Annotated in this window: 23 protein-coding genes; 1 reads left to right on the top strand and 22 read right to left on the bottom strand. The window is 31.5% G+C overall.

The window, feature by feature from the left end:
• Positions 1-18: 18 nt before the first annotated feature.
• The 21 genes from KA856_RS07050 to cmk all read right to left on the bottom strand — a co-directional run bounded on the left by KA856_RS07050 (position 19) and on the right by cmk (position 22,089).
• The gene (locus KA856_RS07050; protein ID WP_210138581.1) at positions 19-2,718 is read right to left on the bottom strand and encodes a helicase C-terminal domain-containing protein; all 2,700 of its coding nucleotides are present in this window, start codon (positions 2,716-2,718) and stop codon (positions 19-21) included.
• A 24-nt stretch (positions 2,719-2,742) separates the two neighbouring features.
• Entirely contained in the window at positions 2,743-3,714 is a 972-nt protein-coding gene (locus KA856_RS07045) for a biotin--[acetyl-CoA-carboxylase] ligase (RefSeq protein ID WP_107523645.1), read from the bottom strand.
• Entirely contained in the window at positions 3,698-4,906 is a 1,209-nt protein-coding gene (locus KA856_RS07040; protein WP_107523644.1) for a CCA tRNA nucleotidyltransferase, read from the bottom strand. Before KA856_RS07040 ends, KA856_RS07045 begins: the two co-directional genes overlap by 17 nt.
• Positions 4,899-6,047, bottom strand: a complete 1,149-nt coding sequence (gene bshA, locus KA856_RS07035) for an N-acetyl-alpha-D-glucosaminyl L-malate synthase BshA (RefSeq protein WP_119535874.1) — start codon at positions 6,045-6,047, stop codon at positions 4,899-4,901. Before bshA ends, KA856_RS07040 begins: the two co-directional genes overlap by 8 nt.
• 32 nt (positions 6,048-6,079) lie before the next feature.
• The gene (locus KA856_RS07030) at positions 6,080-6,397 is read right to left on the bottom strand and encodes a nucleotide pyrophosphohydrolase (RefSeq protein ID WP_019468926.1); all 318 of its coding nucleotides are present in this window, start codon (positions 6,395-6,397) and stop codon (positions 6,080-6,082) included.
• A gap of 331 nt (positions 6,398-6,728) precedes the next feature.
• Positions 6,729-7,424 carry a zinc metallopeptidase gene (locus KA856_RS07025; protein WP_046208235.1) on the bottom strand — a complete coding sequence of 232 codons (696 nt, stop codon included), beginning with the start codon at positions 7,422-7,424 and terminating at the stop codon, positions 6,729-6,731.
• Positions 7,425-7,461: 37 nt separating this feature from the next.
• On the bottom strand, positions 7,462-8,064 hold the full coding sequence (locus KA856_RS07020) for a DUF1405 domain-containing protein (RefSeq protein ID WP_107504878.1): 603 nt from the start codon (positions 8,062-8,064) through the stop codon (positions 7,462-7,464).
• A 4-nt stretch (positions 8,065-8,068) separates the two neighbouring features.
• On the bottom strand, positions 8,069-8,629 hold the full coding sequence (locus KA856_RS07015) for a YpiB family protein (protein ID WP_119535875.1): 561 nt from the start codon (positions 8,627-8,629) through the stop codon (positions 8,069-8,071).
• 21 nt (positions 8,630-8,650) lie between these two features.
• Positions 8,651-9,898 (bottom strand): tetratricopeptide repeat protein, encoded by a 1,248-nt coding sequence (locus KA856_RS07010; RefSeq protein WP_183076932.1) that lies wholly within the window; start codon positions 9,896-9,898, stop codon positions 8,651-8,653.
• A 3-nt stretch (positions 9,899-9,901) separates the two neighbouring features.
• Positions 9,902-11,200 carry a 3-phosphoshikimate 1-carboxyvinyltransferase gene (aroA, locus tag KA856_RS07005; RefSeq protein ID WP_119535877.1) on the bottom strand — a complete coding sequence of 433 codons (1,299 nt, stop codon included), beginning with the start codon at positions 11,198-11,200 and terminating at the stop codon, positions 9,902-9,904.
• 9 nt (positions 11,201-11,209) lie between these two features.
• The gene (gene aroB, locus KA856_RS07000) at positions 11,210-12,277 is read right to left on the bottom strand and encodes a 3-dehydroquinate synthase (protein ID WP_107384495.1); all 1,068 of its coding nucleotides are present in this window, start codon (positions 12,275-12,277) and stop codon (positions 11,210-11,212) included.
• Between the two features lie 37 nt (positions 12,278-12,314).
• Complete coding sequence (aroC, locus tag KA856_RS06995) at positions 12,315-13,481, bottom strand: chorismate synthase (protein ID WP_210138580.1); 1,167 nt, start codon at positions 13,479-13,481, stop codon at positions 12,315-12,317.
• 386 nt (positions 13,482-13,867) lie between these two features.
• Positions 13,868-14,317 carry a nucleoside-diphosphate kinase gene (gene ndk, locus KA856_RS06990; protein ID WP_119535854.1) on the bottom strand — a complete coding sequence of 150 codons (450 nt, stop codon included), beginning with the start codon at positions 14,315-14,317 and terminating at the stop codon, positions 13,868-13,870.
• 124 nt (positions 14,318-14,441) lie between these two features.
• Positions 14,442-15,395: a polyprenyl synthetase family protein gene (locus KA856_RS06985; RefSeq protein WP_181187624.1), complete on the bottom strand. Its 954-nt coding sequence runs from the start codon at positions 15,393-15,395 to the stop codon at positions 14,442-14,444.
• A 25-nt stretch (positions 15,396-15,420) separates the two neighbouring features.
• Positions 15,421-16,122 (bottom strand): demethylmenaquinone methyltransferase, encoded by a 702-nt coding sequence (locus tag KA856_RS06980; protein WP_107384503.1) that lies wholly within the window; start codon positions 16,120-16,122, stop codon positions 15,421-15,423.
• 17 nt (positions 16,123-16,139) lie between these two features.
• Positions 16,140-16,697 carry a heptaprenyl pyrophosphate synthase subunit A gene (locus tag KA856_RS06975; RefSeq protein WP_119535855.1) on the bottom strand — a complete coding sequence of 186 codons (558 nt, stop codon included), beginning with the start codon at positions 16,695-16,697 and terminating at the stop codon, positions 16,140-16,142.
• Between the two features lie 296 nt (positions 16,698-16,993).
• Complete coding sequence (locus tag KA856_RS06970; RefSeq protein ID WP_019468914.1) at positions 16,994-17,266, bottom strand: HU family DNA-binding protein; 273 nt, start codon at positions 17,264-17,266, stop codon at positions 16,994-16,996.
• Between the two features lie 169 nt (positions 17,267-17,435).
• Positions 17,436-18,434: an NAD(P)H-dependent glycerol-3-phosphate dehydrogenase gene (locus KA856_RS06965; RefSeq protein WP_107384498.1), complete on the bottom strand. Its 999-nt coding sequence runs from the start codon at positions 18,432-18,434 to the stop codon at positions 17,436-17,438.
• Positions 18,435-18,450: 16 nt separating this feature from the next.
• Complete coding sequence (gene der / locus KA856_RS06960) at positions 18,451-19,761, bottom strand: ribosome biogenesis GTPase Der (RefSeq protein ID WP_019468912.1); 1,311 nt, start codon at positions 19,759-19,761, stop codon at positions 18,451-18,453.
• 195 nt (positions 19,762-19,956) lie between these two features.
• Positions 19,957-21,135, bottom strand: a complete 1,179-nt coding sequence (gene rpsA / locus KA856_RS06955) for a 30S ribosomal protein S1 (protein ID WP_107384499.1) — start codon at positions 21,133-21,135, stop codon at positions 19,957-19,959.
• Between the two features lie 297 nt (positions 21,136-21,432).
• Entirely contained in the window at positions 21,433-22,089 is a 657-nt protein-coding gene (cmk, locus tag KA856_RS06950; protein ID WP_107386677.1) for a (d)CMP kinase, read from the bottom strand.
• 78 nt (positions 22,090-22,167) lie between these two features.
• On the opposite strand from cmk, the gene KA856_RS06945 reads away from it, so the two are divergent.
• On the top strand, positions 22,168-23,142 hold the full coding sequence (locus KA856_RS06945; RefSeq protein ID WP_107386676.1) for an asparaginase: 975 nt from the start codon (positions 22,168-22,170) through the stop codon (positions 23,140-23,142).
• Positions 23,143-23,235: 93 nt separating this feature from the next.
• Here the strand turns inward: KA856_RS06945 and ypdA are convergent, their stop codons facing one another.
• Positions 23,236-24,222, bottom strand: coding sequence for a bacillithiol disulfide reductase YpdA (gene ypdA / locus KA856_RS06940; protein ID WP_107384502.1), 987 nt, complete (start codon positions 24,220-24,222; stop codon positions 23,236-23,238).
• Between the last annotated feature and the right edge of the window lie 192 nt (positions 24,223-24,414).

Raw genomic sequence — 24,414 nt, 5'->3', positions numbered from 1 at the left:
AGTTGCGCGTGTTAACTTTTAATGATGTATTGTCTCTTTTTTTATTTTTTTAAGTAAGCTTGAAAATTGTTTTATATCACCTTTTTTTTGGCGATAACTTTCTAGTGATTGTTCAAAGAATTGTTTGTAATTACTTTTAATTAAACGATCATCAAAGGATACAATTATGCCTTTATCTTGTTCATTTCGAATAAGTCTACCTAACCCCTGTCTGAAACGCGTAACAGCATCTGGTAATACAAAATCTTTGAATGTGGAAGTGAATTCAGATTCCATTAGCCAATATTTAGTATTATTATGATTCATGAATGGTAGTTTTGTGATCATCACGCATTTGATACCATTTGATTGAAAATCAAACCCTTCAAAAAATGTTCCAGTCCCTAATAATATGGCTTTAGAAAAACTGTTGAATTGCTGAACGATTTTATAGTTTTCGTTTTGTTGTTGCGTGAGTATTACATAATCTTCAAATTCAGGTAATTCATTCAAGAGTTCTTGTACCATATGCATCATCTTATAACTAGTGAAAAGAATTAAACATTTTGATTCAACGACTGTTGTATATTCTATAACATAATTGACAATAGAGCTCACATAATCATCAATATTTTTATAATTATATGAAGCAATATCATTTGGTATAAATACTGTTGTCTGATTTGAAGATACTGCAGTAGTATCAAGTTCATAAGTATTAAAAACGATGTCCTTATTAAACCACTGCTTGAAATTTTCAAATGAATGATTAAAGGTTAAAGTACCTGAAATGAATGTTAGCGCATTAAATTTATCTAACACTTGTTTTGTTAGTATTTCTTTCACATCATAATCTTTGACATTTAATTTTATTGTGGATTTTTGATTAATATTTTTAATAGACAAATAACTAATATGATTATTTTTCAAACTAGTTTCAATTGCCCTAAATTTATCATTGATATAAAGTAATTGTTTTCTTACTGTTTTAATCGTTTTATGGCTCATGCCATTAAAGAATTCTAAAGTCATGTTTAATTTATGAATAACGGCATGCAAATCATTCAAAATCGGCGTTACATCGAAATGATATACAAAATGAACTTTATGCACTTCATCATCATGTATTTCTGATTGTTGGATGCTATTAAACATAGTACTAAACAATTGTTCATTTAAATCATGTATTTCATTGATATTTGTTTTAAGGCCAAAAACATCGATTGGTGGTATATCTAACTTTTCAAGTATACGTTGTTGTTCTAAATAGTCGATTGCTGCAAGCAATTTTTCGTTTTCAGTTTTACCGATCAGTCCTAATTGATACTTAACATCAGAATAACTTAACTCATTCGTAACTTGATTTAAAGCATAGTCAGGTAATCTATGTGCTTCGTCAATAATACAATCATCAAATAATTGATAGATTGTATTATCATGTGAAGCATGAATTAAATGTGCATGATTAGTAATACCGATTTGAATATTTTTTGCGTTACGTTTAATAAAGTTAAAATAATTAATGTCATTACGCACTGGAACATAAGTTTCTAACTTTTGTTCGTAATACATTTTCTGTCCGCCTTTTAAATCTAACTCCTGAATATCTCCAGTATGCGTTTCTGTAATCCAAATTAATAACTGCATTTTTAAAATGCTTACTTCGTAATTATTAGACTCATCTTTCAAAATTTGACTGATTAATCCTAAAGAAATATAGTCTCTTTTACTTTTGATTAATGAAGCATTTATTTTAAAATTTAAAGCTGATTTTAGAGCAGGTATATCTTTTTCCAACAATTGGCTTTGTAATAATTTTGTATTTGTAGAAATCATTACATGTTTCCCTGTTTGAATATTATACATTAATGATGCTAATAAATAAGAAAATGATTTGCCACTTCCTAACGGTGCTTCAATCATGGCTTTTTCACTATGCATCAATTGTTCTAATATAATTTCAGCTAAATATAATTGTTGTGGTCTATATGTTAAATTTAATTTTTCAGTAATATCTGTATATAGATCTTTTAAGGTTCCATCAAAATTTGCAGTAGGTGCTTTAAAATCTTTTTGTTTTTTATAAATAATCTGTTCAAACTGATCGAAATCTTCATTTAGAGGTTCATGATTATGGTTTCGAGCCATTTCAAAAAGAATATCATGTAAATCATACTTTAAATTTTTACTTAAATAATAAAGTTGCTTTAAAGTGTCTAAATGGAGCGCTTCAAATTTATTAAAAGCAAGTATCATGAGTTGTGCCGTCGTTGCAGCATCTTCATCAGCACGGTGAGCATTATTTAATATGATTCCATGCGATTCTGCTAATTCACTTAATTGGTAACTTTTATCTGTTGGGAAAGCTACTTTAAACAGCTCTAATGTATCTAATACCTTTTTGGGCTTATATTTGATATTGCAATTTTTAAACGATTTTTTTATAAAATTTAAGTCAAAGGTCACGTTATGTGCTACAAAGATGCAACCTTCTAGTTGCTTATAGATATCGTCAGCAATTTCATGAAAATATGGTGATTGATTTAGCATTTCTTCTTCAATTGAGGTTAATGCTTGAATAAAAGGAGGAATTTCTAAATCTGTTTTCACCATAGAGTGATAGGTGCCAATTATTTTATTATCACGAACGAAAGTAATACCAATTTGAATAATTTCATCATAATCTAATTGATTACCCGTCGTTTCTAAATCAACAACAGCGTAACAAGGTTGTGTCATTTTCATTCCTCCTTTTCTTATAATTTAAAGTTCTATATCTGCACTCATAAGTTTGTGTTGTATCTGTTGGTCATCAATGACGATTAAATAGCCATCCTCATCAATATCTACAGCTTCACCTTGAAATTGTTGCGCATTTTCAGTGAATTTTAGGGATCTATTCCAAATATTTGAAGCTTCAATATATTCGTTTCGTATAGTAGAAAATGGCTGGTTTAAAAATTGGTGATAACGTCTTTCAATATGATTTATCAATTGCTCTAAAAAATGATAACGATGTATTTTTTGGTTAGCATGTATTCTCAAGCTCGTAGCTTTTAATTGTAACTCACCTTGAAAGTCTTCGGCTAAGTGATTCATGTTTATGCCAATACCACATATAACCGCTTCTATACCATCACTATTAGCCACCATTTCAGTCAAAAAGCCGCAAGCTTTTTTTCCATCAATATAAATATCATTTGGCCATTTTATAGTTACGCTTTCATTACTAAATTGTTGCATTGTATCTCTGATACCCAATGCCATAAACAAATTAAATTTCGTTATCATTTCAAATGGAACTTTTGGTCGTAGCACAATAGACATCCACAACCCTTTGCCACGTGAAGAATCCCAAGGTCTATTGAAACGGCCTTTTCCTTTCGTTTGTTCATCACTTAAAATTAAAAAAGTATCTGTATTGCCAACTAATTTCTGCTTAGCGAGTAACTGTGTGGAATCTATTTGTGCTATTACCTCAACATGATCAAACATTTTTTGCTCATCGATTAAAGGTTCTACAATCCCACTATACCATTTATCAGGTAGTTCAATTAAGCGATGTCCTTTATGGTTAATTGATTCAATTTCGAATCCTTCTTGCTTTAGTTGATCGATGACTTTTTTGACTGCTGTTCGAGAAATTGCAAGATGTTCAGCGATAAATTGACCAGAAATATATTCATCTTGATTTGTATATAAGATTTGAATAACATCTTTACTGTATTTCGACATGTGAATTCACCCACCTAATGAGTTCTGATTTAATATTTTGAACATCTCCATCGATAATCGCAATCTCAATATCTCTCAATATTGTTTTTAGCCAAGGACCGCTTTGTTTATTGACTACTTCAAGGATATCTTTACCATTAATATCAATATCTTTTCTCGATTGAATTGGTAGTTGTTTGGATACTTCTTTTACAGACTGTGTATTTATAATGAGTGGTGAAAAAGATGGTAAATGGTTTTTTATGTGCAAATCCATATAATTTAATATGGATTGTATATCTTGCTCACCATAATCATAAATAAGTATTTTAAAGTCTGATTTTGATTTAATATTGGGTAATTGATTGAGTAGCTTTTCTAACTTGCTTATATATTTTTTGTCATTATTACTGATTTTCAAATCATTAAGATTGCCATTTATTGAAGGTTGCTGTACTTTCAATAATGCTACTAATAAAGTGAACGGAATGGCTTCATCCAAAATAAAATTATTTAGATTATAATGTTTAAAAAAAGGAATGTAATTAAATGCATTCAAACGCTGTAAGTTTTCAAAACTATTGGCTACATATTTACCAGAAGTGAGTTTCTTTAACTCAACCACTATACGTTCAATTGATAAATGTTCAATATCATTGATGTGTGATTGCATACCGTAAAAAGTTTCATTTTCTAGTGAGAATCCTAATTGTGATTGAAAACGTAACCCTCGGATGATTCTTAATGCATCCTCATTAAAACGTTCTTGTGCATTTCCTACAGTTCTGATTATGCGATTTTTTATATCTTGTTGCCCATTAAAATAGTCATGAATATGAAAATCAGCGTCCATGGCTATTGCATTCATTGTAAAATCACGTCTTTTAACATCCTCATATAATTCACGCACAAAAAATACTTCGTTAGGTCTACGATGATCATCATAATCACCTTCTGCACGAAAAGTCGTTACTTCATAATGTTCCCCGTTATAAACAACATTGATTGTACCATGTTCTCTACCTATAGGAATTGTCTTTTCAAAAATAGTTTCTACTTCATCAGGTGTCGCACTCGTAGTAATATCGATATCGTGTATTGTTTTATGCATTAGATAATCTCTGACAGATCCCCCAACAAAATATGCTTGGTGCTGGTTAGTTTGTAAAGTTTTTAATATAGGTTTTGCTTGTTCGAATAATGTTTTAGTCATGATTACCCTCTAACATTTTTTTATAATAATATTCATATTGATCAGCAATTAAATCTGAAGAAAAACGTTCAGCAACATCATTCAACATTTGCTGTTGCATTTTTTTATAAAGCTGATTATCTGTCAACAATTGTAAGGCATACGTACTAGCTTTTTCACTATCTCCAACATCTACAAGAAAACCTGTTTCATTATGTTTAATTACTTCCTTGATACCTCCAGCAGTTGAGCCAACTGGAAGTACACCTGATTTCATTGCTTCTAGTAATGTGAGACCAAAGCTTTCCTTTTCACTTAATAATAATACTATATCTGATATTTGATAAAATTCACTTACCCAATTTTGTTTACCTAAAAATAGTACGGAATCTTCAATATTTAATTCACGTGCTTTTGTTTTCATATCCATTAATTGAGGACCATCACCTAATAAAATAAGTTTTGATGGCAATTGTTGGTGTATCTTTGCGAAAGTTTCAATGACTGTATCAATACGTTTAACGGCTCTAAAATTAGACACGTGAATAACCACTTTTTCTTCAGGTTTTATCTCGTAACAAGCCTTTAATTTGATATCGGATTCAGTCGGCGTTGAATGTTTTGTAGGAAATTCATTTTCTCTAACGAAATTATATATTGGAATAATAGCTTTATCAGTTTCAATAATATCAGTTGTTTGTTCGGCTAGTGATTTACTAACGCTTGTTACTACATCACTACCTTCTATACCAAATTTAATCGCATTTTTTAATGAATGGTCATATCCCAATACAGTAATATCAGTGCCATGTAAAGTGGTCATTATTTTAATATCTTTACCTGACATGTGTTTTGCTAGGATGCCACAAACAGCATGTGGTACCGCATAATGCATATGTAATAGATCTAAGTCATACTCATTGATTACTTCAGCGATCTTTGTACTTAAGGTGATATCATAAGGTGCATATTGGAATACAGCATATTGATTCACTTCAACTTGATGAAATGTAATATTTGGTAATGGTTTTCTAATCCTAAAGGGTATATTTGATGTTATAAAATGGATATCATGTCCTCTTTCTGCTAACTTGATACCCAATTCAGTAGCGATAATACCAGAACCACCCATAGACGGGTAACATGTAATTCCTATTTTCATAGGTGGCACATCCTTTCTTAAACAATGTCAATCTATTTTCTTTCAAAACGATTTTTATCACGTGTATTAAATTTATCCATCGTTTCGTTAAAGCTTTCCGTCATGTCTATATCTAAAGAATTAGCAATACATAGTAACACAAATAAATTATCTCCAAGTTCTGCTTTTACTGTGTTTGCTGCTTCACTATCTTTTTTCTTTTTTTCACCATAAAAGTGGTTAATTTCTCTTGATAATTCTCCCACTTCTTCTGATAATCTTGCGAGATTTGCTAGAGGTGAAAAGTAGCCTGTTTTAAATTGATTTATATAGTCATCTACTTCGATTTGCATATCTTTCATTGATTTCATGATAAACGCCTCTCATTCTTACAGTTTCTTTTATAGTATAGACTAATTCTATGATTCATGCATTATTCCTGCAACCTTTATACGCTATTCAATGTTAAGTAAGCATTGAATATAATGATAATATAAAACACATAAAGCACAGTAATAATGAATCTTACGAAAAATGAGCATGATAAATATTTATATTGAAGGATAATTATTGCAAGCATAAAAAAGAGGCTGGACAAATTTATTGTCTCAACCTCTTATGCTAATATTGTCATTCTTGCCATTTTAAGACGAAGAAATCATTTGAAACCAATTAGACTTCTGTCACATGTGTATGACCAAATTATTCACTTGATCTAGCGATTAAAATGAAACGTGCAAGTTCTGCTAATGCTACAGCAGTTGATGCAACGTAAGTCATTGCAGCAGCAGATAATACTTTTTTCGCATGTCGATATTCTTTTTCATTAACAATATCTAAACTTTTGATTTGTTTCATTGCTCTACTGCTGGCATCAAATTCGACTGGTAAGGTAACAATTGAGAAAAGTACTGCAAATGACATTAATGCAATGCCAATCCAAAGTGCAGTTGAACCCAATGTACTCTGTAAACTAGTTAAAACAATACCAGCAAAAACTGCCATGTAACCTAAAGAACTACCAATATTTGCTAAAGGTACTAATGATGTTCTAAACCTTAAGAAGAAGTAACCCTGAGCATGCTGGATAGCATGACCTACTTCATGGGCAGCTATTGCTGTTCCAGCTACAGAAGGTCTATTGAAGTTCGCTGGAGATAAGACAAGTACTTTTTTACTAGGATCGTAGTGATCTGTTAGAAATCCTTTACCTTCGACAACGTCTACATCATAAATTCCATTTGAATGGAGTATTTCAAGCGCTACTTCACGCCCTGTTTTTCCACTAGTTGATCTTACTTGAGAATACTTTTCATAGTTAGATTTAACCTTGTGTTGTGCCCATAGAGGCAGAACCATTAAGATAACAAAGTATATAATCATATAAATAAAAGACAAAAATCCTCACTCCTTTATAAACATTTTACTGTGGACGTTAATAATGGTCAAATATTTTATCTTTTTTAAATAGAGTTAAACTTAAATATAAAACTAAAGGTATGACACTTAACCAAAATGCTAAGTATGCAATTGCTCCAATGTGACTTTCAATAAAATCATAAAAAGGATATTGCATGAATACATAATCGATAATGTCATTGTGGAACACCCATATCATCGCTACGAAAAACGAAAACATAGTCACTTTAAATCTTGGATAAAATATAAAAGCTTCAATGGCCATAATGCCGTGGGAAAGTATCAGCATACAACCTATAACTGTAATCATATCGTATTGGATAAATAAAATAATATTCATAATTACAGCCCATACACCATATTTGATTAATGTGACAAAAGCAAGTGCTTCAATGATTGGTATGTTCTGGTTAACAATTAACCCTAGTATAGCAATACATAAAAATAATGATGCAGTCGGACTATCAGGTACAAAAGGTATAAAATACCATGGTGTAATACTCATTTGTGAACCATACCAAATATACCCATAAATCGTTCCTAATAAATTACATATTAATAAGAAATAGAGCATCCCTTTATTATAAATGATAAGTTGCCAAAGCGAATAAATGTTCATATAGTCAATCCTTCGATAATGTATTAAGATTCCTCAACTTAAATGTATTAAGGATTTGAGATAATTGATAAAATAAAGCTTTATCTTGTAATTGTAAACTTAAGTCAATATTGTCTTGTAAATATTTGATAATAGATGATTCACTTTGTTTTGATAATGGCAAGCCATAAATATCTTGAATATATATAGCATAATAAGGAGAGTGAAGTAATTGTGTTAACAATAATTCATCTAATCTTGTATCTCTTGAACCTTCATTATTTAAATATAATTTGATATCAAAATAGATGTCTTGATTTGCGATATAGTCAAATATTTTTTCATTGTTAATATATTGTTGATTCTGCACTTTAAGTTTTATGGCGATATTGTCTGTATTCACTGCAGCAATTTCTAAAGTATTATGACTAGGAATTTGCTCATCTACAAAGTATATTTTTTGTAATAATTCAGGTGAGGATTTTATCAAATTTAATACCCATACACTAATTCGAGATTTAAAACGATAATGGAATAATACGTATTCTATAAAACTTGCTTTTACTTGTTGTAAGGTATCAGTCAATGTACTCACCTTCCTTACTTTTTAGAATGATTGCAATCTCTCAGCTTCATCATGCCATGTTTCATTAGATGGATCTATTTCCAGTAATTGTTTTAAGATTTGTTGAGCTTGTTCTATATAACCAATTTCAACTAAATAGAAATAATAATCACTTAAAAATGCTGATTGCGTTCTCATAGTTGGATAAGCTAATTCAAAGAAATGTTGAGCTTCTTTATCTCGCTCTTCTTGACCTAATGCATGTGCTAAGTGCCACATAAATACTGGATCCAAATCTTCTTCATCTGCATATTGTAGTAAGCCAATAATTGAATCGTAATCTTCTTCTTGTCTATAGAAATCACTTAAGATTAAAAGTGGTTCCTGATAAGCATTGTCTACATCTAAAGCTTGTAGTAGTAATTGAACACCTTCATTAGCATCTCCGTGTTCGATTTGAATACTTCCTGTTGATACCATTAATTCTTTATAAAATTGACTCAATCTCAATCCTTCTTTACCAATTTCAATGGCATCTGCGTGATTATGCTCGTTTTCATACAATTGTTGTAGATAAAAGTAGCCTTGTAGGAAATCCGGATCTTTTGATAATAATGTTTGTACTAATTTGATAGCTTCTTGTGTTAAATCATTTTTTTCATAAGCAATCGCTTTTTTGAAGTAACTTTCTGAATCCATTTCATCTTCACTGATTTCATCGAACATCGTGATTGCATCGCTATAATTTCCACTTTGCAAGCTACAATCAGCTAAACGTGAGAATAAATTAACATTATTGACCTGATATTCTCCCGTTTCTAGTACCGTTTCATATTCCGATGAAGCACGTAAATATTGTCCATCAAAATAAAGTAATTCTGCCAATGCGAAATGGATGATTGGGTCATTGGGTTCAATATCAATAGCTTCTACTAATTTATCAATAGCTACTTCTAGCATATTTAATTGTTGGTACAAATCTGCTTCTAACATCAAACGTTCCGTAGAAAGTTCAACAGTACTTAAATATTCTAATGCTTCATCCGTTTGGTCTTCCGCGATCAGCCCTTCAATAAAATAAATTAACAGTTCACTTTCATCTGGATATTTATGATAAAGTGTACGAAATACCTCAAGACCTTGCGGCATTAATCCATAATTATATAGTGTTTCACCAAGTATAAAGAGTGCATCATCTTTTGGAGAACTTAACGCGTCATTTACACGTGTATCTAAGTTGTCTAGTTTTTGTAAGTTGATATCATCTATAAGTTTATAGATATCTTCCATACTTTATCCCTCTTTTTCTAATTGTTTAAATTTAGCTAAGAAACCTGGGAAGGAAACATTGACTGCATCAAATTGATCAATCGTTAATGTATCATCAGTTAATAAAGAAGTTACAGCAAGCATCATTCCAATACGGTGATCAGTAAAACTATCCACTGTGGCAGTTTGTTCCAATCTTGATGGATGTATAATCATGCCATCACTTGTTGGTTGCAATGTAAAGCCTAATAAATTCAACATGTTTGCTGTAGTATCAATACGATTTGTTTCTTTGACCTTTAATTCTTCCGCTTCTTTTATAATACTTGTGCCATTTGCTTGAGTACAAAGTAATGCAATAACTGGTAACTCATCAATTGCTCTAGGTACTAACTCACCTTCGATATGGATAGGTTTCATGTTTGGCGTATACTGTACACGTATTGAAGCGGTAGGTTCTGAACCATTAGTTTGATTGAATAAAGTTATATTTCCACCCATTTGTGTCACGATATCAATAATACCTGAACGTGTTGGATTTATGCCAACATTGTGAATTGTAATATCACTGCCTGGTGTTATCAAGCCAGCAACAATGAAATATGCAGCAGAAGAAATGTCGCCAGGTACATGAAAATCAGTGGCAGTAATATGTTTGATACTATTTTCAGGTAATTCAATCGTTTTATCATTGGTAGTGATTGGAATTTGATAATGTTCAAACATCGTTTCTGTATGATTACGCGTAATACCGATTTCAGAAATAGTCGTTTTTTCGTTTGCAAATAAGCTTGCAAATAATATTGCGCTTTTAACTTGAGCACTTGCGACTTCCATTTGGTATGTTATGCCTTTAATTTGAGCAGGTTTGATTATTAAAGGTGTATAATTATCATTCACACCTGAAATATCTGCATTCATTAAGGTTAAGGGTTTCATAATTCGATCCATAGGCCTTTTTCCAATTGAAGCATCACCAGATAGCACTGTTTCAATACCAAGACCACACAATAATCCAGCAACTAAGCGTGTAGTTGTTCCGGAATTACCAGTATAGAGTACTTGATGTGGTGTTTGGAAAAATTTATATCCAGGTGAATTAATTTCTATTTTATCTTCTAATATATCTATTTCCACACCTAGCAGACGGAAAATTTCAACTGTACGAATACAATCTTCACCAAGTAATGGTTTATATATCGTTGATTTACCAGATGCTAATGAGCTCAGAATAATAGCTCTATGCGTCATTGATTTATCTCCAGGAACTTCTATATCTCCAATCAGAGGACCTTTTATATCAATTGTTTTACTAATAACCAAATATGCCACCTACTTTTTAATATATGTTTGTAATGCATTAAAGCTCTCTAATAATATGGATTTATCAACATGTTTAACCACAGGGTTACCTAATCCTTCTAATAAAACCATCTGCACCCCTTGCTGATCATTTTTCTTATCTCTTAACATCAATTCATAAAGTGGATCAAAATCGAAGGTATTGATGATATTTAATGGATAATCTAGAGAATTTAAATAATTGATGTAATGTGAAATATCAAAATTTTGATTTAAAATATGATTTGACACAATAAATTGGAATAGGATGCCAATCATTACTGCATGACCATGTGGAATTTTAAATGCATATTCAACGGCGTGACCAAAAGTATGTCCTAAGTTTAAAAATTTACGAACGTTAGATTCTTTTTCATCTTTTACAATGATATTTAACTTAGTCTCTATGCCCTTAAAAAGATAATATTCCATTTCATTTAAGGAAGCTAACGTAGCTTTATCATAAAAATGCGCTTCAATATCTCGTACTGCGTTCGCACTATTTAATAATGCGTGTTTATATACTTCAGCATAACCACTCAATACTTCTGTATAAGGGAGTGTTGAAAGAAAATTCAAATCATAGATAACAGCATTTGGTCTATAAAATGCACCAATCAAATTCTTACCGTGTTTCGAATTGATACCCACTTTACCACCAACACTAGAATCGTGCGCTAATATCGTCGTAGGCACCTGAATAAAATCAACGCCTCTTAATAAGGTAGAAGCTAAAAATCCAGCGAAATCACCTGTGGCTCCCCCTCCTACTGCAATGATACACGTATTTCTGGTCAAATTTTTACTCAATAATGTTTCTATACTTTCGGCATAATAAGCTAGAGATTTTGTGGTTTCACCTGATGGAACCATCAGCTTGTGTGCATCGTATTCAGATGTAATAAATTCTAATGTGTCATCCCATTTGTTTGCGATTTCGGTATCAACGACAAGTACAATATCTTTATAATTTTCAATATAATGACGCAGATCCTTTAATGCGTTATGTTCTATGATGATGGGATAATTATTTGTCTCATACGTAGTTTGTAATTTCATAGATATCACCTGGCTAATCTTAAAATTTTAATAAAACTTAGTATTCTATATTCAACAAGCGACGTTCTTCAATTTGTGATTTTAATTGATCGATATGATTACATTGGAATTCTTCTAATAGTGCTTTTGCAAGTTCAAATGCAACAACATTTTCTACTACAACACTTGCAGCTGGAACAGCACAACTATCAGAACGTTCAACAGAAGCTTTAAATGATTCTTTAGTGTTAATGTCTACTGAGTTTAAAGGTTTATATAGTGTTGGAATTGGTTTCATAACTCCATTGACGACAATAGGCATACCATTAGACATACCACCTTCAAATCCACCTAAATGATTTGATCCTCTGTAATAACCATTGGTTGTATCATATAGTATTTCGTCCTGTATTTCACTACCAGGTTTTTCAGCTGCTTTAAATCCTTCTCCAAAACTCACACCTTTAAAGGCATTGATACTTACGACACCTTGAGCAATTCTACCATCTAATTTACGGTCATAATGGACATAACTGCCGATACCAATTGGCACACCTTCAATAACAGTTTGCACAACACCACCAATAGTATCTCCTGCCTTTTTAGCATCATCAATTTTATCTCTCATTTGTTGAGCGATGTCATCATTAATAACACGGACATCATTTTTATCAAAATTAGATTTAATCGTTTCAAGATCATACTCTAAATCATCTTTAATACCACCAATTTCCATAACTCTACTATAAAAATGAATATCGAGTTGCTTAAGTAATATTTTAGATACTGCGCCAACAGCTACTCGCGCGGCAGTTTCTCTAGCTGAAGAACGTTCTAATACATTTCTTAAGTCTCTATGATTATATTTCATACCACCGATTAAATCTGCATGTCCAGGACGTGGTTTTGTAATCACACGTTTCATGTTTTCTTGATCTTCATCGCTAATAGGGTCAGCACCCATAATTTTTCTCCAATGTTTAAAATCATCATTTGTGACAATAAGCGTGATTGGACTACCAAGTGTATACCCGTTTCGCACACCAGACACAATTTCAACACTATCCTTTTCAATTTGCATGCGTCTACCTCTACCATATCCACCTTGACGCTTAAACATTTCTTCATTTATATCGGCAACATTAATTTCTAAATTTGCTGGCACACCTTCAATAATTACTGTTAGCTGTGGACCATGTGATTCTCCTGAAGTTAAATATCTCATTATTTACCCACTCCGTTCTTTAGTACTTTAAATGATTATATGTTCCTTATCTTATCATATTCATTTGTTCAAATTAACAGAAAAATTTCAAATAACTAAACTTTATAAGATTTACCTACATTCAACTATAACATCTGGCTAAATTTTAGTAATAACTTAAGATATTAAACGACTTCACTATAGAATGCAATTGCAACTTTTATCCATAGAAAAAACACTTTCGTATCAATTCATATTATTATGAATTCAACGAAAGTGTTTTGATTTTAATCACACGACCAAGAATCGTGTTTTTAACTATCAGCTTTTTATCTATATTGTTGAAAGTATTAAAAGTTAATAACGAATGTCATCTTATTTGCATTGGTTTGTCAATTCAAAGACAATTATTCATATAACCAAGCTTCACGTGATTCTGTGAAATCACTTAATTCTTCTGTGTTAAACCAAAGCTTGATTTCTTTATTAGCAGATTCTACTGAATCTGAACCATGAATAATGTTTCTGCCTACAGTCAAACCAAAGTCTCCTCTAATTGTACCAGGTGTAGCTTCTGATGGGTTTGTTGCTCCAATAATGTGACGTGCAATATGTACAGCATCTTCACCTTCTACAACCATTGCAAATACCGGTGCAGAAGTAATAAAATCTATTAAATTACCATAGAATGGTTTATCTGTATGTTCAGCGTAATGTTCTTCTGCAAGCGATTTTGGTACCGTCATTAGTTTAGCACCTACAAGTTTTAGTCCTTTACGTTCAATACGTGAAACGATTTCACCTATCAAGTTACGTTGAACCGCGTCCGGTTTAATCATTAAAAATGTTCTTTCCATTGTGTGTTTATCCCCCTGTTAATGATGTAAGTTTTATAAAAATATAAAACAAAATATTATAATGTCTTAAAGCACATTATAATATTAACAGTTAATTTAAGCGCTTTCAATGCTTTTCACACAATTATCCGTTTCTTTTTCCTACTTTTTTAATAATTTTTTTAAATATAGGTTTTGCTTCATCTCTTTCTAGCTGATCAATAAGATGTAAGGCTTTATCTAAATATCTATCACTGATTGCTTGCGATTGGTTTATGACATCAGAATGTTTAATTGTTTGAATACATTCATCAAATAATGATTGATCACTGTTAGGGCCAAGTTGTTCGATTTTTGATTTGAACTCAGGATTTTTACGCATTTCTAACAATACTGGTAAAGTTAAGTGACCATTCATTAAATCACTGCCTACAGGTTTTCCTAATTTTTTTTCAGAACTAGTAAAATCTAGAATATCATCTACGATTTGAAAACTCATCCCAATATAATGTCCGATCATTTTTAAATTACGAACTGTTTTGGTATCGGCGTGTGAAGCAATTGCGCCAACTTCTGTTGATAATTGTATGAGCAAGGCTGTTTTGCGATTGATTCTTCTTAAATAATTTGTAATTGTTTGATTTGCATTAAATTGATCTTGAAATTGATACAATTCACCCATACATACTTCAACAATAGCACTAGATATCACTTTATGTACTCGATTATCTTCTATATTTGAAATATATTCTAAACCGACTGCTAATAGAAAATTACCTGTAAGGATCGCAGTATCCTGATCCCATTTTTTAGCAATAGTTAAGCTACCGCGACGTTTATCACTTTTATCAATGACATCATCATGTACTAAAGTAGCCATATGTATTAATTCAAGTGCAACAGCTACACGATATACATCTTCATTCATTTCTTCACCAAATTGACTACTTAAGATTACAAAGGCAGGTCTTACACGTTTACCACCTGATGAAAACAAATGATAAGAAGCATCTTCTAAGATTTGATCTTTACTTATTAATGCTTCTTCTAATCGCTTTTCAATTATTTTAATTTCATTATTCATATTTAACTTTGACACAGTCATCACCTTTGGTTGTTTCATTTTATTTATAGCCTAGGTGCATCGCTGCAACGCCACCAGTGAAGCTACGTACCTTTATATTACTAAATCCTGCTTGTGAAAATAAACGTTTCAATTTTTCTTTATCTGGAAAATCAAAAGTGGATTGTTGTAACCATTCATATTCATCTTTTGATTTCGCAAATATTTTACCGAATATAGGCATAATAAATTTAAAATATAATTTATAACACTGTTTGAATATTGGTGCAGTTGGTTGGCTTGTTTCTAAACAAACAACCATACCACCAGGCTTTAATACTCTATTAAGTTCCTTAAGTGTTGCTAGATAATCAGGTACATTACGCAAACCAAAGCCGATTGTGACATAATCAAATTCATTATCTTCAAACGGTAAATTCATTGCATCACCATGAATAAGTTGGATGTTTTGCATATCCGTTGTCTTCTTTTTCCCTTCTTCAAGCATGTTCTCGCTAAAATCTACACCTATCACTTCACCAGAAGGACCGACTGCCTTGCTTAAAGAAATGGTCCAATCGGCCGTGCCACAACAAACATCTAATGCTTTGCTACCGTCTTTGACATTCATTTCTTTCATTACACGTTTTCTCCATGTTTTATGTTGTTCAAAGCTAATGATGTTATTTAAGCGATCATACTTTCCAGAAATATTTTGAAAAACGTTATGGACTTGTTCTTTTTTTGCTTTATTATCTGTCATTATTGATTACCTCTTTTTTAATAAATTTCTGATTTAATTTCATCTAAAAATGTAGTTAATTCATCTTTTGAATATTTCTTTAAATACGAAGGATGATTTTCTAATATGTTTGCTAATAATTTTTGGTTTATATTTACTGTTTCTATATTTGGTACGTATCGATTGATTGTTATAAGTGGAAATTTATTTTCTATCATTAAAATATAATGTCCAATTTTTTCTCTTGGAATCACTCCATTATGGATTGAAGATTTCATTTCGTTAATTTCAACAATCGCTGAACTAATTTGCTTTTGAAAAATTGGATCATGTAACTTCGCTAATAATGTATAAAAGTGAGCGCTTAGTAAATCACCAATTAATATGGCTTTCTTAGAGGATAAATTTTTGGAAACCTCATCTAAATGACGCATCGCAGTATCTATAGTGAGGCAAGCTAATTTAGCATCTTCAGGTATATCATAAGAATCAAGGATTTTTGCTAATATTTCATTTATATAAATAGCGTCATAATGATGTATACCTTTCAAGCGTTGGGTAATTTGTTTTTCAAAAATACTTAATGTCGTTTCCATGTTCACACCTCACGTTATTATCAATATACATATTAACATTATATAAGGAAAATTAAAATCAACGGTTTTCAAACTGATAAATATATACGTTTTATGTATTTTGTGAATAATAAAAATTATTCAAAGAAATGAATTATGTTTTGTTAATTATTTTAAAAAGCTCTTAATATCATATCATCATATCGAATGATACCATATTAAGAGACATAGTTTACAATCTATTTTTATTTGCGTTTAAAAGTTTTTACCAAAAGAAAAAAGCCCCTGTAACAAGGGCTTCACTTGTAAGTAAAGAATTATTTAACTGCATCTTTTAAAGCTTTACCAGCTTTGAACGCCGGTACTTTGCTTGCAGGGATATCAATTTCTTTACCAGTTTGTGGATTACGTCCTTTACGAGCAGCACGTTCACGTACTTCGAAATTACCGAATCCAATTAATTGTACTTTTTCACCTTTAGAAAGTGATGTTTGAATTGATTCGAATACTGCATCTACAGCTAAACCAGCTTCTTTTTTAGTTAAGTCAGCTTGTTCAGCAACAGCATTGATTAAATCTGTTTTGTTCATTATGAATTCACCTCCCCTAGGGTTTATAATGATAACTTAATATCATTATGGTATGACTTTAACACAACGAATACTGCAACTGCAATGATTTATGTGTAAAAAACGTTGAATTAATAGGATTTTAATATCAAATTGTTATATATTTGCTAAAAAGTGTAATACTTCTATCTTATTCAGCTTTTTTGCCACGTTCCATTAAATCTTTTACGCTTTCATCGACAGGTTGGTTTTCAAATAAAACTTTGTATAATGCAGTTGTAATTGGCATATCAATATTGTGTTCTTTTGCTAAATTATAAACTGATTTTGTCGTGTATACACCTTCAACAACCATATTCATTTCTTCCAATGCTTTGTCTAAGGATTTACCCTCACCTAATTTATAACCAAGTGTATAATTTCTAGAATGTGTAGAGGTACAAGTTACAATTAAATCGCCAATACCACCCAAACCTAAAAATGTGAGTGGATCTGCACCTAATTTTTCGCCAAGTCTACTTATTTCAGCTAAACCTCTAGTCATTAATGCCGCTTTAGCATTGTCTCCGAAACCCATTCCTGAAATCACACCGCTTGCAACAGCTATAATATTTTTCAAAGCACCACCCAATTCTACGCCAACTAGATCGTCATTAGTATAAACTCTTAAATAATCGTTCATAAATAAATCTTGAGCTAGCTTACTCACCTCTGTTGATTTAGAAGAAGCAGCCACTGTAGTTGGTTGTTTGATGACAACTTCTTCAGCATGACTTGGCCCTGATAATACACCAATACCTGCATTATGTTCAGGGCTGATTGAGTCTTCTAACATTTCAGAAACACGTTTATAAGTGTCGTTTTCTATTCCTTTAGCAACATGGATAAAGGTTTTTTTCGATGATAAATGTGAATCTATTTCACTTGCAACTTCTCTCATCGCTTTAGTAGGTAAAGCCATGAGATATACATCTGAATGTGTTATTGCTTTATTTATATCAGTAGTTGCGTTAATTGATAACTCAAGTTGTGCATTTTTAAGATATTTTGTGTTTGAATGTAATTCATTTATTTCTTTAACAGTCGTTTCATTTTTTCCCCACATTAATACTTGGTGTCCATTTTCAGCTAAGACATTTGCTAATGCCGTACCAAAACTCCCCGTACCAAAGACAGTTATATTAGACATGTAACCCCTCCATTTATTAATTTCTTCTTCTAGATATGATGTGTACAGGTGTACCTTCAAATCCAAAGGCAGCTCTTATTTGATTTTCAAGATAACGTTTATAAGAAAAATGCATTAATTCTACGTCATTTACAAATACAACAAATGTAGGAGGCTCTATTGCAACTTGTGTAGCATAAAATACGTTTAATCGACGTCCTTTATCTGTTGGTGTAGGATTCATAGAAATTGCATCTGTGATAACTTCATTTAATGTTGAACTTTGAACACGTTTTTTATGATTTTCACTAGCTTCTAGAATATATGGGAATAGTGTAGATAATCTTTTCTGTTCTTTAGCTGAAACAAATGCGATTTGTGCGTAATCTAAGAATTGAAATTCTTTACGCACTTCGTCTTTAAATTTCTTCATTGTGTTTGTTTCTTTATCTACAGCATCCCATTTATTGACAACTATAACAATCGCTTTTCCTTCTTCATGCGCATACCCAGCGACACGCTTATCTTGTTCTATAATGCCTTGTTCTGCATCAATTACTACTAAAACAACGTTTGATCGTTCTATCGCTTTAAGTGCTCGTAAAACTGAGTACTTTTCTGTATTTTCATATACTTTACCTTTTTTTCGCATACCAGCAGTATCAATAAGGACGTAATCTTGATCATCATAGCTATATTCAGTATCAATAGCATCTCTAGTTGTCCCAGCAACATTTGATACGATAACACGATTTTCACCTAATATGGCATTAACTAAACTTGACTTCCCAACATTAGGGCGACCAATGATTGATAAACGAATTGTATCTTCGTCATATGGGTCTGGTTCTTCTTCTTTGAAGTTTTTAACTACTTCATCTAATAAATCACCTAATCCCAAACCATGTGAACCTGAAATAGGATAAGGATCCCCGAAACCTAGTGAATAAAAATCATAAATTTCATTACGCATTTCAGGATTATCAACTTTATTCACCGCTAATACAACGGGTTTTTTAGATTTGTATAGCATTTGAGCTACCATTTCATCACTTTGTGTTAAGCCTTCTCTAACATTTACCATAAAAATAATGACATCAGCTTCATCTATGGCAATTTCTGCTTGTGCTCTTATCTGTGTTTGGAATGGCGCTTCACCTATTTCAATACCTCCAGTATCAATGATATTGAAATCATGAGTTAACCATTCGCCTGATGAATAAATTCTGTCACGAGTCACACCTGGTGTATCTTCAACAATAGAGACACGTTCACCTACGACTCTGTTAAAAATTGTAGACTTTCCAACATTCGGTCTTCCTACAATAGCAACTATAGGTTTAGTCATAACTAACTTCCTCTCTTTTTTAATCTCTATAATTCTATCATACGGGGTAAGTATTTCAAAAGAAATTATTAATGAAACCATTTAAATGATTTCCATTAAATACAATTACTTAATTGATTGATATGGACACTAAAAAAATAAATCTTGCCCTAACATAATATAGGACAAGATTTAGATTTGGTCTTATGATAACTATTAAAACTTAATATCTTTAAGTTTATCTCCGAAAACATCACCAAGTGTTGGATTGTCTTCATCTTCATTATTATCTAAATACGATTGCGTTGTTTCATTATCACTTTCAGCAACGTTTTCATCAGATAATGTTGCTTTAATAGAAAGTGAAATACGTTCATTATCAATATCGACACTGAGTATTTTAACACTGACAACTTGTCCTGGTTCTAACACTTCACCAGGTGTACCGATGTGTGAATGACTGATTTCTGAAATATGAACTAAACCTTGAACTCCAGGTTTGATTTCAACAAAAGCACCAAAATTTGTAAGTCTGACAACTTTACCTTCTATTACATCGCCTTCATTGACTTCTCCTTTTAATGATTCGAATGGGCTTGGTAACGTATCTTTAATTGATAATGAAATACGTTCAGAATCTTTATCAACAGATTTTACCTTCACTTTTACTTGATCACCAATTGAGACAACATCTTCTGGTGATTTAACATGTTCATGTGATAATTCAGAAACATGTACAAGTCCATCTACGCCACCAATATCGATAAACGCTCCGAAGTTTGTTAAGCGTGCAACTTTACCTTCTATTACATCGCCTTCATTAAGATTATTTAGTAAGTCATCTTTTTTCTCCGCATTTTCTAATGCTTCTACAGCTTTACGACTAAGAATGACGCGATTATTTGCTGGGTCTAGTTCTTCAACTTTTAATTTTAGAACTTGACCTTCAAAATGAGAGAAATCTTCGATGAAATCGGTTGAAATTAACGAAGCTGGTACAAACCCTCTTTGACCAACATCTACTACCAAACCACCTTTTACAACTTCAGTGACTTTAGCTTCGATAATTTCATCATTATCTAATTTTTCTTGTAAAAATTCATATGACTTTTCAGTTTCTAATTGACGTTTAGATAAGATATAAGTACCTGTCTCATTTTCTTCGTCATATTCCACTTTTGTAACATATGCACCGATTTCGTCACCAACTTTAACAGCATCACTCGGATTATCAATATGATGTGTTGAAAGTTGACTTATAGGGATAATACCGTTAAATTTACCACCGTTAACATGTACAATTACTTGTTTTTCTTCAATCTCTTGAATTTCACCAGTAACTTTATCCCCTTCTTTAATTTCGTTAATCATTGATTCATTGAATTCTTCAGTCATCTTGTCTGCCTCCTTATTACACTACATATTTATAACATCTTATAATTTGACAGAATTGTCAAGAAATTCCACTTTATAGTGAACACTCTAATTCCATACATTTAAAAATATTAATTGATACTTATCATGTAGACAATAGTTTTAATATCAATAGCAATTTACATTGACTTATATGTAGTACAAATTTTAAAAATCTACTACAATAATATACCCTAATTTTGATATTTTATAACTTTTTTACATTATTTTAACAAAAAGACAAAAAGAATAACAAATTGACCATGCATGCTTAATTATTTAAATTTTTTCTACTAATGTTAAAATTTTATCAGTAACTTCTTCGATACTCATACCAGTAGTGTCAATTGTTATTGCATCATCAGCTTTTTTCAATGGAGATATTTCTCTATTCATATCATAGTGATCACGCTCAGAAATTTCTTTTTTTAATTGTTCTACTGTTGATTGAATCCCTCTGATTTCATTGTCCTTTTGACGACGTACAGCACGTTCTTCCACAGAAGCAATCATATATATTTTTAAATCAGCATCAGGTAAGACAACAGTACCGATATCTCTTCCGTCCATTACGATTCCTTTTTGCTCTGCCAATTCTTGTTGTTTTTCAACTGCAAATGAACGCACTGATTCTTTTGAAGAAACATAGGAAACATGATTCGTTACATCATTTTCTCTTAAATAATCTGTAACATCTTGGTTGTCTAAAATAATTCTTTGCCCTTTTTCTTCATCATAAGTTAATGATAGCTCCGTTGACTGAACAAGTTCAGAAAAATTTTCAGTTTTATTTAATTGTAAATATTTATAAGTAATAGCACGATACATTGCACCAGTATCTACATAAACCATAGACAATTTGGCTGCCACAAGTTTTGCTATTGTACTCTTACCTGCGGCTGCAGGTCCATCAAGTGCGATATTTATTGGTTTCATTTTAGTAACCCTTCCTTGTTGTTTTATAGATATTATTTTATCATAAATATGTATTTTATAAATAGGAGGAATGCACACATGAAAAAACTTCTTGTCATACATACTGGTGGTACGATTAGCATGTCACAAGATGAATCAAACAAAGTTGTTACAAATACGGATAATCCAATTTCGAATCATCAAAATATTATTAATAAATATGCTGATGTAACTGAAATAACACCTTTTAATGTACCATCTCCACATATGAATATTGAGTATGTAGAAACATTAAAGCAAATTATTAACCAATCTGAAAAACAAGATGACTATGATGGTTATGTGATTACACATGGCACTGACACGCTAGAAGAAACGGCGTATTTATTAGATTTAACAGTGGATACCTCGAAACCAATTGTAATCACAGGTGCGATGCGTTCCTCTAATGAAATTGGTGCAGATGGATTATATAACTTTTTATCAGCAATTAGAGTTGCAATAAGTGATGAATCATTAAATATGGGTGTTATGGTGGTATTTAATGATGAGATTCATACAGCTAGAAATGTTACGAAAACACATACTTCTAATACGAATACTTTTCAAAGTCCGAATCATGGTCCTTTAGGTGTGATTACAAAACAAAGTGTACAATTTCATCACAGACCATTTGATCATTTAGTACTGACTGAAATAAATCAAACTTTAAATATCCCCCTTGTTAAAGCATATATGGGGATGAATAGTGATGTATTATCTTTCTACAGTGAAAAACAAGTGGATGGCATTATAATTGAAGCACTCGGACAAGGTAATTTACCTCCGACATGTTTAGAGGGATTGAATCAATGTTTAAGTAATCATATACCAGTCATACTTGTATCTAGATCTTTTAATGGCATTGTTGGCCCAATTTATGCCTATGAAGGTGGCGGAGCAACATTAGAGGAAAAAGGCGTTATTTTCTCTAACGGATTAAATGGACAAAAAGCGAGACTGAAATTATTAATCGGTTTAAGTAATCATTTAACGTTTGAACAATTGAAAAAGTATTTTGAAGCTCAGTTATAAAATAAAAAAAGAGTTGAGATAAGTAATATTGGATTTTTAGAATATTGAAGGAATTCTAAAATAATAATCACTTATCCAGCTCTTTTTTTTATATTATGACTCTAAAGGTGTTTGTTTTTTAGATAAAATATTTTGTGTAATGATGCCACCATGATATTTACCGTTTTCAATGAAAATCGTATTAGCATCATTCCCTGCTGCAATTACACCAGCAATATAACAATTTTCAACATTTGTTTCATAAGTTTCTTTGTTATGAACCGGTGCTGTACCATATTCATTTTCATTGATTTCAATTCCAATTGATTCTAAGAAATTATAGTCCGGGTGATAACCAATCATTGCAAAAATATAATCGTTAGGAATCTCAATTACTTCCCCATCTTGCTCATAAATAACACTGTCTTCAGTTATTTTTGTGACGTCAGCATTAAAAGCCATGTTTATTTTTTCATGTTTCACTAATGATTCAAAGTTAGGTAAAATCCATGGTTTAACTGCTTTTGGATAGTCAGAACCACGATAGATAACTGTGACATGTGCACCAGCTTTTTCTAATTCCAATGCTGCATCTACTGCTGAGTTTTTGCCACCGATGATAACAACATTTTGATCGAAATAAGGATGTGCTTCTTTAAAGTAATGTTTTACTTTTGGTAGTTCTGCACCTTCTACTTCTAAAGTATTATGTTGACCATAATAACCAGTAGCTACAGTTAGAAATCGACACTGATAAACATCTTTCGTAGTAGTAAGTGTAAAACGATTATTAATTTTTTTTACAGTAAGGACTTCTTCGAAAGCATTGATACGTAGTTGATGATGTTTAACAACTTCTCTATAATACACTAATGCTTGATTTCGACGTGGTTTGCTTTCTTCTACAATAAACGGAATGTCACCGATACTTAATTTATCACTTGAAGAAAAGAATGTTTGGTGTGTTGGATAGTTATAAATAGCATCCACGACATTTCCTTTTTCAATTACTAATGTATCAATCCCTTTTTTCTTTTGTTCGATAGCGGCACTTAAACCACATGGTCCACCGCCAATGATTATACTTTCTACTGTTTGCATAGTATTTGTCCTCCTTTTACCACCCATTTATTATAACAGTAGATTTTAAAAAACCAAGTGATAGAATTTGAAAATTTGTTTACAATAAAAATTAATTCATTGAAATTAGCACAATACAAAAAGGACTAATCCATTTGATAAGGATTAGTCTCAGGCTGTCGACAAAGTCTCCGACTTTGTTGGCAGTTTTTA

The organism is Staphylococcus sp. GDB9P120P (genome assembly GCF_017893435.1).
Taxonomy (GTDB): Bacteria; Bacillota; Bacilli; order Staphylococcales; family Staphylococcaceae; genus Staphylococcus; species Staphylococcus cohnii.
The sequence above is the reverse complement of the archived record's forward strand: the minus strand, read 5'-3'. Positions and strand labels throughout refer to the sequence as shown.

Excerpts from the sequence above, each read along its gene's own strand:
- KA856_RS07050 (WP_210138581.1), bottom strand. The coding sequence starts at position 2,718 with ATGACACAACCTTGTTACGCTGTTGTTGATTTAGAAACGACGGGTAAT.
- KA856_RS07045 (WP_107523645.1), bottom strand. The coding sequence starts at position 3,714 with ATGTCGAAATACAGTAAAGATGTTATTCAAATCTTATATACAAATCAA.
- KA856_RS07040 (WP_107523644.1), bottom strand. The coding sequence starts at position 4,906 with ATGACTAAAACATTATTCGAACAAGCAAAACCTATATTAAAAACTTTA.
- bshA (WP_119535874.1), bottom strand. The coding sequence starts at position 6,047 with ATGAAAATAGGAATTACATGTTACCCGTCTATGGGTGGTTCTGGTATT.
- KA856_RS07030 (WP_019468926.1), bottom strand. The coding sequence starts at position 6,397 with ATGAAATCAATGAAAGATATGCAAATCGAAGTAGATGACTATATAAAT.
- KA856_RS07020 (WP_107504878.1), bottom strand. The coding sequence starts at position 8,064 with ATGAACATTTATTCGCTTTGGCAACTTATCATTTATAATAAAGGGATG.
- KA856_RS07010 (WP_183076932.1), bottom strand. The coding sequence starts at position 9,898 with ATGGAAGATATCTATAAACTTATAGATGATATCAACTTACAAAAACTA.
- aroB (WP_107384495.1), bottom strand. The coding sequence starts at position 12,277 with ATGAAATTACAAACTACGTATGAGACAAATAATTATCCCATCATCATA.
- aroC (WP_210138580.1), bottom strand. The coding sequence starts at position 13,481 with ATGAGATATTTAACTTCAGGAGAATCACATGGTCCACAGCTAACAGTA.
- ndk (WP_119535854.1), bottom strand. The coding sequence starts at position 14,317 with ATGGAAAGAACATTTTTAATGATTAAACCGGACGCGGTTCAACGTAAC.
- KA856_RS06980 (WP_107384503.1), bottom strand. The coding sequence starts at position 16,122 with ATGACAGATAATAAAGCAAAAAAAGAACAAGTCCATAACGTTTTTCAA.
- KA856_RS06975 (WP_119535855.1), bottom strand. The coding sequence starts at position 16,697 with ATGGAAACGACATTAAGTATTTTTGAAAAACAAATTACCCAACGCTTG.
- KA856_RS06970 (WP_019468914.1), bottom strand. The coding sequence starts at position 17,266 with ATGAACAAAACAGATTTAATCAATGCTGTTGCTGAACAAGCTGACTTA.
- KA856_RS06965 (WP_107384498.1), bottom strand. The coding sequence starts at position 18,434 with ATGTCTAATATAACTGTCTTTGGTACGGGGAGTTTTGGTACGGCATTA.
- der (WP_019468912.1), bottom strand. The coding sequence starts at position 19,761 with ATGACTAAACCTATAGTTGCTATTGTAGGAAGACCGAATGTTGGAAAG.
- rpsA (WP_107384499.1), bottom strand. The coding sequence starts at position 21,135 with ATGACTGAAGAATTCAATGAATCAATGATTAACGAAATTAAAGAAGGG.
- cmk (WP_107386677.1), bottom strand. The coding sequence starts at position 22,089 with ATGAAACCAATAAATATCGCACTTGATGGACCTGCAGCCGCAGGTAAG.
- KA856_RS06945 (WP_107386676.1), top strand. The coding sequence starts at position 22,168 with ATGAAAAAACTTCTTGTCATACATACTGGTGGTACGATTAGCATGTCA.
- ypdA (WP_107384502.1), bottom strand. The coding sequence starts at position 24,222 with ATGCAAACAGTAGAAAGTATAATCATTGGCGGTGGACCATGTGGTTTA.